Source organism: Lactococcus sp. FSL W8-0209, assembly GCF_038006585.1.
In the GTDB taxonomy this organism is placed as follows: Bacteria; Bacillota; Bacilli; order Lactobacillales; family Streptococcaceae; genus Lactococcus; species Lactococcus lactis.
Genome location: NZ_JBBOVN010000001.1, coordinates 2,015,111 through 2,026,799, shown reverse-complemented (window position 1 = coordinate 2,026,799; position 11,689 = coordinate 2,015,111). Strand labels below are relative to the sequence as shown.

The following is an 11,689-nucleotide window of genomic DNA, read 5'->3' as shown; positions in this document are numbered from 1 at the left end:
CAGAAATTGCTGTCAGTATTTTTTTGTTTCTATCAGTACTTTTTGATATAAAAAAATCTGCCAAAGAGACAGACATTTTTAATTAGCCAAGTTTAGCAGCAAGACGTGCTTTATCACGTGATGCTTTGTTAGCATGGATAAGGCCTTTTGAAGCAGCTTTATCAATTGATGAAGAAGCAGCTCTGTAAAGTTCTTCAGTAGGTGCAGCTTCAAATTTTTTGATAAGAGTACGCATTGCAGATTTTTGTTGTGCGTTGCGTTCGTTTGCTACTTTATTCAATTCAGCACGTTTGATTGCAGATTTAATGTTTGCCATTTTTTGTCTCCTTTTATTACTTTTCATAGAAAAGCGGTTGATGTGATGTCCCAGGTGGGCACACTACACCCTCCAAGATTTTTCTAATACCTATCAATTATACAGGAAATTTGAGTTTTTGTAAACTATCGGCCTTACTTTTTTAGAAAAAATAGAAAAAATATTTTTTACTAAAATAATAAATAAATAAAAATGGAAATCAAGTAAAATAGCAAATTTTCAAAATTTTACAAGCATTAAAAATAAATTTCTAAGCATTTAAAAAGAAAAATTTAATCTAAAAACTAAGTAAATCGTATTGACAAAGAGAATTATCGTGTTATAATCAAGTCATGAATTTAGAAGAAAAGCCGTGGTTTAACGACGCAGAATATATGAGTTATGTCGGTCATCTATTAGAAATGGATGAGCTTAAAAAGCTTGATGGGATTACACATCACTATACTTCAACACGCTTGCAACATTGCTTAAGAGTAAGTTATGTCAGCTATCTCATTGCGAAAAAACGTGGCCTCAATGCTAAAGCTACAGCTAGAGCTGGACTTTTGCATGACCTTTTCTATTATGATTGGCGCAATACAAAATTTGCTAAGAGCCATGCCTATGTGCATCCTCATATCGCCTACCGTAATGCGCGCAAACTGACAACCTTGTCAGCTCTTGAAAAAGACATAATCATCAAACATATGTTCGGTGCGACAATCAATCCGCCACGCTATAAAGAAAGTTGGATTGTTACTGCTGTTGATAAATATGTAGCTACCCTTGAAGGGTCAGTTAACCTCAAGTACAAATGGAATCGCCGTAAGCATTTTAAACGTTTACCTTATTTCAGTATTGATTAAAAAAGTAAAAAATAAAACCTATCCATTGATAGGTTTTTTTATTTAGAAATAAGTCTGTCAGTAAAATAAAGCAAGTCTTGTCAGAGATTTTTCATAATATGATAAAATTAGTATGTAAGCAATAAATTCCATTGCACTAAAATAAGGAGGTATTTTATGAAAAATGTAAAAGTATTTTATAATGAAAAATCTGGTAATAATGATGAAGACAAAGTTTTGAAAACAATTAAGGACTTTTTTGCAAGACCAGAAAATTCAGCCTCTAAACTTGAATTTATCAATCCAGAAAGCCCAGAGGATGCAATCCGTCTTGCTAAAAAAGCCAGTCAAGACCAAACAGACCTTGTGGTTGCTTTAGGTGGCGATGGAACAATTAATAAAATTTGCGGAGGAGTATTTGAAGGAGGAGCAAAACCGATTCTAGGCATTGTTCCTAATGGTACGGTTAATAATTTATCAAAATCACTTCATATTCCGCAAAAATTAGAAGATGCACTTAATAATTTAAGGCAAGGCGAAATTCAAAAATTTGATATTGCCAAAGTCAATAATGATTATATGACATCAAGTTTAACATTAGGGATTTTAGCAGATATTGCCCAAAATGTCAGCGGCTCTGAGAAGAAAAAATTTGGACCTTTAGCTTATCTAAAAGATGCTTATAAAGTTATCCGCTATAATAAAACCTATCGAATTAAAGTAAAATATAATGGTAAAACCAAGTCATTAAGAACAAAATTATTATTGATTACAATGACAGATACAATTGGTGGAATGCAAGCTTTGGCCCCCACAGCTAAAGTTGATGACGGACTTATCCGTGTTTATTCATTAAAAGAAATCAATTTATTTAATATCCTTTTTCATTTGAACAAACTTCGCCGAGGAAAATTTGATGATTTTCTTGAAATGACTCATTTTGATACTGACCATTTAGAGATTCTCACACATTCAAAGAAAAAGAAAGATAATCCATATTCAAGAATTGATGGGGATAAAAGTGATCCGCTTCCATTAGACATCAAGGTTTATCGAAAAGCACTGACAACCCTTGTTCCTAAAAGTGAATAAAAGGCTGTCAGTAAATAATAGAAATAAAAAATCAGACCTAAGACTTATGATATAAAGTCTGTATGAGCCTGATTATAAAAGGATTAAAGAGTTTCTTGGGAAATAATGTTACGTTTTTTGTTACGCTTGGTTTGAATAATTAAGGTATTTCTCAAATAAGCTTAGTTCATTTTTAGCTGTTTCAGGTTCAAGATGAGCGTAGATATCCATAGTCATTTGTAACGTTGAATGTCCTAGCCTAGTTTGGATAGCTTTATAACTCATTCCTGCGCTTAAACAGAGCGTAGCATGAGTATGTCTAAAGCCGTGAAAGCCGATATTTGGTAGGCCCACATTCTCAAAACAATCAAGTAAAGTATTTCTAAGTAGTCGACTATTAAGCACAGAGCCATTGAGATTTGGAAAAATCAAAGATTGATTGGGGTTTCCATATTTGAGGAACTCTTTTTTTATTTCAAGCTGCCATTTAGATAAAAGATTTAGTGTAGATTTATCTATATCTATTGTTCGGTTACTTGTTTCTGTTTTGGTAGAAAATTGAATTTGATTGCTGTCATTTACCGTTTTTGATACCGTAACAGTTCCCTGTTTGAAATCAATATCAGACCAGCTCAATGCAACTGCTTCGCCAATTCTGAGACCGGTTGAAGCTAGAAAAGGTAAAAGATTTCTTAATAGCCGCATTTTCCATTGAGGGGAAGCCTGATTATCTAAATAATCAAATAAACTTTGAAGTTGAGATTTAGTAAAAAACTTGATCTCTTTTTTTGTAGATTCTACTTTGACATTAGGCATCAGAACAGTTAAACATGGATTGGATGAAATAAGGCCATTTGAAATAGCATACTTCATAATTCTATTGATTATAGTATATAATCTCTTATAATCGCTCATTTCGCCTTTTTTTCGTGCCTGACGCCCGTTTAAAGGTTTACTAGCGATAGTTGCCCATATATTAATTTGATGCTGTAAAATGGCAGTTGTGAGTTTATCTATCTTATACTTCCCAAATGCTGGGATAAGATATAATCTTAAATTTTTTTCAGTTTGTTTGACAGTTGCTGATTTTCTATTTATTTTATAAAAATCAAACCATGCTGCAGCAACTTCATCGAAAGTTTTTAAGACTTTAACTTTTTTAGTACAACCATTTTTTATAAAATCATTTTGAAGTCGTGAAAGTTTAACTTTTATGTCTTTTTTTGTACGTCCAGTAATAGATGTTCGCACTTGTTTACCTGTCAACACATCAGTGCCGATATAAGCCCCACGGAGAATATATCGCACCTCTCCGACTTTTGTTTTGTATTCTTTTATATTTAGTTTGTTCATGTTGATTTGTCTTTCTAGCACCGCCAAGCGCAAAAGTCAAAACATGAAATTTTTTACAAAAATAAGATGAAATATTATTTTAAATCTTCATTTCTATTTTGCTCTTGAATAAGTAATCGCCCATACTCGAGCCATTTTTCGTTGTTTTCATCTGAGAGATCTGTAGCCAAATTGTTTGCTACTTCCTTATATCGTTCATGCATATCTATTTTTATGAGTTCTATGTTATTTAATTTTTTCCCAGCTCCAAAAGATTGTTTGAGGGTAGAGCCTATATTTGGATTATATCTATATTCGTTAAAAATTTGTTGACGTCGTTTTTCAAAGTATCCTGGAGAATCAAAGCCTAAAAGTTCTTCATTTTTATTAGTGGTATAGCCAATTAAATATGGTATTGAAACTTCAAAAATTTCTGACAGCTTTTGTAATTTATCAGCCTTTGGAACCACTGTTCCCTTCTCCCAGTTAGTAATTGTTGATTGAGATTTCACCCCCACCTTTGAAGCAAGTTCTTTTCTATTTAAACCTTTATTTATACGTTCTTGTTTAATTCTTTCAGCAGTGATATTCATGGAAAACTCCTCCTTTTCAATGATTGTACCATAATTAAAAATTTTATTCCAATTTTTTTGGAGTTTAACGCTTGACATTCCAAAAAAATTGGAATAAAATGAACTTATCCAAAAAAAATGGAGTTTGAGAGGGAGGATCCATGAACTATATTACGACGGATATTGCAAAAGCTATACGCAGAAAGCGTGCGGATTTGGGATTGACAAAAAAGCAAGTCTATACTCAATTAAATATTTCTTTTAAAACTTATAAAAAAATTGAAACCAGTGGTTCTAAAGTAAAAAGTAGTGTATATCAAAAAATAACAAATTGGCTTGCTAAAGATTACTAAAATTATAAATTAAGAAAAACTAGAACGCACCGCCAGCGCAAAATTGAAAGCAAGAAAAAGACCGCGATTGTCGATAAACTACGTAGAAATGAGGATAAATGAATGAAATTACAGTAAGCCTTGATGTCATCATCAAAAATAAAAATGTGATTGTCAATAGTCTAAGTGTCGCTAAAGCATTTGACAGACAACATAGTCATATTTTAAGAAGTATTGAAGATATTAAACGAGATTGGGATAGTTTAATTCAGTCCAAAAATGGATTGAATAGAAATATAATTTCCCTGAAAAGTCAGGGCAATAAACAAGTTATTTTTACTGACTATTTTAAAGAAAGTGAATATATCGCGGAGAATGGACGTTTAGTTAAATTCTTTGAAATGAACCGTAACGGCTTTATGTTATTAGCCAATTCTTTAAACGGTAAGCGAATTTTACCAATCAAACTAGCTTTTATTGAAAGGTTTGACGAGTTAGAGCATATAACCATAGAGCAAGCCAAAGAAACAGAAAAGCGTAAAAACCTTAATCAAGCTATTAAACGAAGTCCACATTTCAAGCCATTTTACTACTCACGATTTTCTGACTTCCTTTGCCAACTGATTACACATAACAAATATAAAACTGTCAAAAAATTGAGAGAGGACAAAGGATTTTACGGTAAGCAATATAATAAAATTCCCCTGAAGTCATTACTTGATTCAGAGGAAGATTTAAAAAGATTGCAGAAATTAGAAAATAGTATTATTGCATGGCTTGAACTTGACTACAGTTTTCGAGAAATCAAAGAATTTTTGACAAAAGAAAAAGCCCAACCGCTACCAACGAAAAAGGCTTAATTCAAAACTTAGCATGATTCACGAGCTAACGTGATTTTATGCTCTTATTTTACCATAATGAGAGGAATTTTCAACATGAACACACCAACAACCAAAGAAACTTATATCTTAGATGACACCGTAGCCTTTGAACTCATGGACTTATTAAAAGCCAAAGCAAGACATTTTATCCAGCTTAATGAGTATGTCTACCGCTTGTTTGACGGTCAATCAGTTGTGACTTTCACAACTTTAGAAAATGACATTCAAGTAGAAATGGTTAAGGGGTAAGAAAATGGCAACAATAGATATTACTGAAAAAGCCACAGGCATGCAATCATCTACTTTCAAAATAGAAGATTTAGAGAAAGCACGAACTTTTGAAAATAAACATTTTGTAATTCTCTCTGTAAAAATGAATTCTGAAATTGGACATCAAGTTTTTTTAAAAAGCGTAAAAAACAAAAAAACAGTAATTATTTTCAATCAAAATAAAGCTCCTCTTTGTATCAAAGTATCTCGTGAGTTTGCACAAAGTTGGAAACTGAAAAAACAAGCCGAAATTAAGAAAAGAGATAAAGTATGAAATTTATAAAAATGGATGTTGTTAGAAGCGATAAACTTAATGATTGGTGGATAAAATTTAGTGGTTCAGAATTTAAACGGGCATTAATTGTCAATGAATCTAAAGCGCCAAAGTGGCATCTACGTCTTAAACGAGGAGGAAAATCATGAGTATCTTATCATTTGAAGCAGAACAAGAGCTAACACAATCAGTATTAAGCCATGTTGATAAATTAGTTGAGGCAAGAATTGAACAAAGTCGCTTGTTCCCATATGTGCAACAAGCTGAATTATTGAAAGAACTGAACATTTCAACCACATATTTAGCTAAACTTCGGGCACACGGATTAAAGCAAGTGGTTTTAGAAGATGGAGATCGTACTGTTTGGTATAAAAAAAGTCAATTGGAATCCTTGATGGATTCATTGGCTGAATAGGGGGAAGAAGTGACAGAAGTTAAAACTGATTACGGAGATTTGGAAAAACAACGCAAAGCATGGGAACGGTTAGAAAATAATCTAAAAAAGGTGATTAATCTTCCCTGGGAAAAATTTGGAAACATTGATGGCGCTAAGATTCCTCAAAGTCTTGATTTAGTCCATATCTTGTATCGTGATATTTATGAATATCCTTATCTGTCAGTAAAGTCTACAGGAGAAAATAAAAGAATCAAAAGACCTAGTTTGCATTTAAACAATGGTCAAAATACTGTATCTATTTTCTACGGTGGAGTTAATAAAAAAGCTGAAAAAACTGACGATGGAGAAGATAAAGAAGTAGTTACATTAAAATCAAGTAAAAGTATTCCTCGTTTTGTCAATGTGATTTTAGATTATCTATTTGGAAAGATTGCTTTGCATCATGGATATTTATATGATATTTCAACCTCACAATTCAAACGATTGTCAGAGATGGATATTGCTCATGAATATAAATTAGGGAAACGTTCTGACTTTACAGCTAGTGAAGTTGTAGAAATTATATCTTTTATAGATGAACAGATAAGCTTAAAACCTCTTAAAGAAATAAAAACATCTATTATTGCTTGTCATGACTTTCAATTGGATTTACATCAAAAGAAAATTTTAAAAGATTGTTCTATCAAAGACAATGAATGTTATTTTAAAGTGTTTGATTGCCAACTCTCTGATGTAATTGAGATGTCAATCTTGAACGCTAATTACTTAGGAATGGTGATAGATGATGCAGATAGTTTGCATAATGCGCAACTACAGCCAATCTATCAAATGCTAGTGGCATGTCGTGAAATTACTAAGACAAGGTTCTTTGTGAGTAAATCTGGAACACGTACTGGTAAAGGGTTGCGCCATAAAGTAATTTCATCAATTTTTGATACGAAACATGTCAATCTAGACGAACTCTCAAATAAAGCAACGGCTGCAATGGCTTGGGCTGGATTTGATGGCGGAGAAATGTTACTGGTGACTGAATCAGGAGAAATCGGAAAGAGCTTAGAACGTTATTTGAAAATACTGGCTACTGAAAGCACATATCGTGGTCGAGGTATTGGCCAAAACTATGCGGATATTAATCTGACTGGTGTACTGTCTATTGATTCAAATGAAAAAGTATTATTTTCTTCTGAGATGAATAGCAGGGCTGTGAACATTGCTTTTAAGAATCGTCCTAAAGGGGAAACTGATAGCGAACGTGAATCAATCTTTGCACCCTACTGGGAAGCATTCACTGAACAACGAGTATCTGAGACCAGTCGAGAAGCAAGGGCGCTTGCAGGAGTCGCTGCTTTGTATTCTTCATTTGTCTATTGGAGACAGAATAAATTTAAGTTCAATTTTAAGCAAGTGGAAATGGACAATTTCAGCAGTGATCACTTTGATTTTGATGATGTACAAATTTATATTATAGAGGAGCATATCAAAGGTAACAAGACAATAATCAAAACGGATGAGGTTCAGAAGTTATTGAAAGAAACCTATTATGGAGCTGGAAGTCCTAAGCGAAGAAAAGAAGCCCTTGATATTATTGGATATTTTGAAACTACGAGAAAATTTCCAACAAGAGATGGTAATCGAAAAACTTTTAGAGTAATTGCAATAGGGAATCCTCGTCGAGCATCAAAAGCAGTCACAGTATTTCTTGAATCAATGTATGAGCCACCTTAGTGACCACAATTTGACCACATATTTACCACGTTTTATTAATAGCTATAAATAGCAGTATTAAAGGAATGACCACGTAAAATACGCAAAAAACGTTTTTTGTTTTGATTAATATTTTTATAGAGTTTATATACAGGTTTTAGTTATACCAATTTTAAAGGTTGATTAGAGTATATATTATTACTTTATAGGAAATTCATAAAAAAACGTGTCCTCCGTGTCAATGGCTTAGTAGAGCTATTTATAAGCGTGGTAAATATGTGGTTGACCACGCAAAAAAAGTGTGGTCTAGATAACGATTTTAGAAACCTATAGTTAGCAAATGAAAAAAACTATACCAATTTAGAAAAAGAGGTTTGATAATGAGTTTTAATTTTACAAAGACAGTAGTCTTTACAGTCAAAGAAAAAATGCCATTTAATATTCCTTATGATGAAGAGGAATTTGAGAAATTTAGTCATGCACTTTTAGTCGATAAAAATGCGGAGTGGCTAGGTGGCTACTTATTTAACATAAAAAATATTGTTTCAATAAAACGAGTTTAAACATAAGGAGATAAAAATAATGAGCGATAAAGTAATTATGGTTTACACAGTAAATGATGCATCAGCATTTGTCTTTAATCAGACACTGGATAATATGAAAGTCATTGGCAAATGGCAAGATAACCCTGACCAGTTATTTAAACTAGGCACTACCGTATTTAATGGAAGTCATGTTGTGGCGATTAAAGTCGCAAAACGTGGGCCACTTGGTACAGTACCAGAATAATAAAGGAGAAATAATGAGGGTAAGACACCCACCAAAATCAGTTGTTTTAACTATTTTACAAAAATAGTTATCAACCTAATAAACACAAGGGATTACAGGGACTATCAATAGTTCCGATTATAATATATATTTACTAACAAATAAATACAGGAGAAACCATAATGAAAACATTTGAAGAAATTGAAGCAGAACTTATCAATCAAAAAGACGGTAATTTATTGGAAATTGAGAAGTTTAAAAATAATAAAGAAAAAGCGGAAAGAACCTTGAAAATCGCTAATGAGGAATTAATCAAAGCCGAGGAGACCGCTGACTTAGTAGCTTATGATAAAGCAAAGGGGGATATATGGACATCACAACACGCTATTGAATTGTATCAAAAACAGTTAGACAAATTGGAAAGCACTCCATTAGTGACCAAAGATGATTATAATCAATTGGTCTCAGATATTGAAAAGGCTGCCGATAAGTTACAAGATGAGTTGAATATTAAGGGCGCTAAGCTAATGGCAGAACTCAAGGCATTGGCTGATGAGTCTAACTCAGTCTACCATAAAGCTGATGAGTTGTTACGCATTGCACAATATGATGTTTATAAAGACGCCGATTGTTTAGTAGCGTCAAACGGTACCAGAATAACGCGAGCGGTAGAATATAAACGCACCAACTCAGTCCGAAATGTTTATAACTTTAAATATCTTGGCAACACATTTCTTGATGATATGAACGCATAATAAAGGGGGGACACCATGACAGAAACAATCAAAGACAACAGCCAACAACATACAGGCAATTGGGTTGAGGACATCCGAAAAGGCGCAGAGATTGAACGCAAAGAACGAGAGGAGACAAGCAGACAGCGGAGCAAAGAAGCCTTTAACAAGATGAGAGATAAGGCGAACGCCGAACGTGATGAGATTAATGGATTGATGAAACAAGTTGCTGAAAGAAACTACAATGATAATAAGTTACAGCGTGACAAAGAAATTGAAACTGCTAAACAAAAAGCTATGCAACAGATTGAATCTGAATATGAAAGCAAGCACGGAGTCGATACCGACAAGACGGAACGAACTAAGCAAGCATTGAGCAACTTACTAAAAGGTTTATGATTAATAAAAAAATATTTATATTAATTTATTATTTATTAATTTTATTTTTTAAATCTGAAAATATTTTTAAAGAAACTATGGGGGGGATGAGACCCCCTCAGCGGGTAACTCCGTACTTCACGCCGTCACTGTACATTTTTTCTCGTGTATGTGTTTAACAAGCAGAAAGGAGGGGAGAAATGAGCGTTATTCGGTGCAAAACTTGCAAAAATTTGTTCAATACCGCCAAGCAAGAAAGATATTGTAGCGAAGAATGTAGAAAAGAAGCTCGTAAGAAAGTTCGTAAAAAATGGGAAACAAAGAATCCTGAATATATGAAAAATTATATGCGAGAGTATCGCGAAAAATAATCTCGTAAGTTTAGTTTAAGTGTAGTACAAAATACAAAACAAATAAAAAGTCCCCTAAAGGGCTATGATATAATAGTAGTTAAGAAATCAGTTTTTAAAGCCCATTGCAGTGGGCTTTTTTTGTTTATATTCTAGTGATATAATGATAATAATCACATGTAGAAGAGGAAATTATGGGAAATAAAATTCAAGATAATGATTCTATAAATGAGTTAGGAAAAATTATTAAAACAACAAAGGTTTTGAATCCTATTTTAAAGTTATTAAATATTGATTCTGGAATAGACATCAATAAGATAACAAAAGAATATGCTGATTTATTGACATTAAACGATGACTTTAATACGTACTATCATGATAGGGGATGGATTGCTCATGAATCACTTAACATAGATGTTTTGAAATTCTGTGTTAGTACCGCAAAAGCTGGGGATATTGATCGTGGTGAAGAAACTCTGATAGAGTATTATGAAGGTGAATTAAAAAATTTTGAGAAATATTCTTATAGAAAGCATTTTTATGATAGACAGGAGCTATTAAACCTTGCGATAGAAGATTATTTTTCTGGACGATACCACTCTTCTATACCGATAGCATTATTAAGTGCTGATGGAATAATAAATGATATTGAACCAACGGGACTATTTGCGAGAGAAACTGACTTAGAAGTTTGGGACAGTATCTCTGGTCATGGGAGCGGATTAAAGTCTTTGGTTTCGCTATTAAGTAAAAATCGAAAAAAAACTAGTACGGATTCTATATCTCTTCCATATAGAAATGGTATTTTGCATGGAAGAGATATAAATTACTATAACAAATTCGTTGCCATTAAATCTTTTGCATTATTAATATATTTAGCAGATTGGATAAGAGAGAAATCTAGTGAAGCTGATAGGATGAGAAAAAAAGAAGAGAAGGAAACAAAAACATGCGGAGAATTTTTTAAAAGCATAGTCAACACAACTAGGGAACAAAAAGAAAATGAAAAGTTGCTAAAGGAATGGGAACCGAGAGTTTTTGAAGTAATTCCATCTACCTATGAAAGTAATTCTCCAGAAGAAAAGGTCTTTGAGTTCTTAAAATGTATAAAAAATAAAAATTATGGCACACCTACCTCTATGTACCCAACTTTTATTCTAGGGAGTTCCTCAAGAAAATCAAAAGCTGGAATACTTAGAGAAAATTTTAAAGATATAACGATTACTAATTATGAAGTAGTTAAAATTAATGATAGTGCAGCAGCAGTCACTATGATAACGGTGAAAATAGCTTATGAATATAAAGGAATGTTAAAAGAAAAAAATGTAGATTTTAGAGTAATATATGAAGTTAACGGAGAAGTAAATAATCGACTTAAATTAAATGGTAGCTGGAAAATTACAAATATAGAAGGTATTAGCTACATGATGATAGAATGACAAAAAGTAACTAATTTTTTCTCGATTAATAAAGTTTTTCAGTTCAG

18 protein-coding genes are annotated in these 11,689 nt (G+C 32.7%); 15 read left to right on the top strand and 3 right to left on the bottom strand.

The features are described from left to right. Positions 1-82: 82 nt before the first annotated feature. A complete protein-coding gene (gene rpsT, locus MKX45_RS10030) occupies positions 83-316 on the bottom strand; it encodes a 30S ribosomal protein S20 (RefSeq protein WP_010906113.1) in 234 nt (77 codons plus the stop codon). A gap of 332 nt (positions 317-648) precedes the next feature. On the opposite strand from rpsT, the gene MKX45_RS10025 reads away from it, so the two are divergent. Both MKX45_RS10025 and MKX45_RS10020 read left to right on the top strand, forming a co-directional pair. After that, entirely contained in the window at positions 649-1,161 is a 513-nt protein-coding gene (locus MKX45_RS10025) for an HD domain-containing protein (protein ID WP_003132795.1), read from the top strand. A gap of 156 nt (positions 1,162-1,317) precedes the next feature. Further along, positions 1,318-2,232: a diacylglycerol/lipid kinase family protein gene (locus tag MKX45_RS10020; RefSeq protein WP_057720162.1), complete on the top strand. Its 915-nt coding sequence runs from the start codon at positions 1,318-1,320 to the stop codon at positions 2,230-2,232. A gap of 120 nt (positions 2,233-2,352) precedes the next feature. Here MKX45_RS10020 and MKX45_RS10015 read toward each other — a convergent pair whose 3' ends face one another. Next, positions 2,353-3,564, bottom strand: coding sequence for a tyrosine-type recombinase/integrase (locus tag MKX45_RS10015; protein WP_340817143.1), 1,212 nt, complete (start codon positions 3,562-3,564; stop codon positions 2,353-2,355). 74 nt (positions 3,565-3,638) lie between these two features. Continuing rightward, positions 3,639-4,136 (bottom strand): helix-turn-helix domain-containing protein, encoded by a 498-nt coding sequence (locus tag MKX45_RS10010; RefSeq protein WP_163687300.1) that lies wholly within the window; start codon positions 4,134-4,136, stop codon positions 3,639-3,641. 140 nt (positions 4,137-4,276) lie between these two features. Between MKX45_RS10010 and MKX45_RS10005 the strand changes: the two genes are divergently transcribed. The 13 genes from MKX45_RS10005 (at position 4,277) to MKX45_RS09945 (ending at position 11,642) form a co-directional block, all read left to right on the top strand. Beyond that, positions 4,277-4,468, top strand: coding sequence for a helix-turn-helix domain-containing protein (locus MKX45_RS10005; RefSeq protein WP_023164457.1), 192 nt, complete (start codon positions 4,277-4,279; stop codon positions 4,466-4,468). 98 nt (positions 4,469-4,566) lie between these two features. Further along, complete coding sequence (locus MKX45_RS10000) at positions 4,567-5,307, top strand: Rha family transcriptional regulator (RefSeq protein ID WP_340817141.1); 741 nt, start codon at positions 4,567-4,569, stop codon at positions 5,305-5,307. Between the two features lie 75 nt (positions 5,308-5,382). Next, positions 5,383-5,577 carry a DUF1655 domain-containing protein gene (locus tag MKX45_RS09995; protein WP_340817140.1) on the top strand — a complete coding sequence of 65 codons (195 nt, stop codon included), beginning with the start codon at positions 5,383-5,385 and terminating at the stop codon, positions 5,575-5,577. Between the two features lie 4 nt (positions 5,578-5,581). Next, positions 5,582-5,872, top strand: coding sequence for a hypothetical protein (locus MKX45_RS09990; RefSeq protein WP_340817139.1), 291 nt, complete (start codon positions 5,582-5,584; stop codon positions 5,870-5,872). A gap of 11 nt (positions 5,873-5,883) precedes the next feature. Then, on the top strand, positions 5,884-6,021 hold the full coding sequence (locus MKX45_RS09985) for a hypothetical protein (protein WP_278217062.1): 138 nt from the start codon (positions 5,884-5,886) through the stop codon (positions 6,019-6,021). Further along, positions 6,018-6,287, top strand: coding sequence for a hypothetical protein (locus MKX45_RS09980; protein ID WP_025016968.1), 270 nt, complete (start codon positions 6,018-6,020; stop codon positions 6,285-6,287). Before MKX45_RS09985 ends, MKX45_RS09980 begins: the two co-directional genes overlap by 4 nt. A 9-nt stretch (positions 6,288-6,296) precedes the next feature. Continuing rightward, positions 6,297-7,994, top strand: coding sequence for a hypothetical protein (locus MKX45_RS09975; protein ID WP_340817137.1), 1,698 nt, complete (start codon positions 6,297-6,299; stop codon positions 7,992-7,994). Positions 7,995-8,353: 359 nt separating this feature from the next. After that, positions 8,354-8,536 (top strand): hypothetical protein, encoded by a 183-nt coding sequence (locus MKX45_RS09970; RefSeq protein WP_010906213.1) that lies wholly within the window; start codon positions 8,354-8,356, stop codon positions 8,534-8,536. A gap of 37 nt (positions 8,537-8,573) precedes the next feature. Further along, entirely contained in the window at positions 8,574-8,762 is a 189-nt protein-coding gene (locus MKX45_RS09965) for a hypothetical protein (protein WP_278215642.1), read from the top strand. Between the two features lie 161 nt (positions 8,763-8,923). Next, complete coding sequence (locus tag MKX45_RS09960) at positions 8,924-9,496, top strand: hypothetical protein (protein WP_340817135.1); 573 nt, start codon at positions 8,924-8,926, stop codon at positions 9,494-9,496. 15 nt (positions 9,497-9,511) lie between these two features. Next, a complete protein-coding gene (locus tag MKX45_RS09955; RefSeq protein ID WP_340817134.1) occupies positions 9,512-9,874 on the top strand; it encodes a hypothetical protein in 363 nt (120 codons plus the stop codon). Between the two features lie 179 nt (positions 9,875-10,053). Further along, positions 10,054-10,224 carry a hypothetical protein gene (locus MKX45_RS09950; protein ID WP_047686857.1) on the top strand — a complete coding sequence of 57 codons (171 nt, stop codon included), beginning with the start codon at positions 10,054-10,056 and terminating at the stop codon, positions 10,222-10,224. 173 nt (positions 10,225-10,397) lie between these two features. Next, on the top strand, positions 10,398-11,642 hold the full coding sequence (locus MKX45_RS09945; protein WP_340817133.1) for a hypothetical protein: 1,245 nt from the start codon (positions 10,398-10,400) through the stop codon (positions 11,640-11,642). The last annotated feature ends 47 nt before the right edge of the window (positions 11,643-11,689 follow it).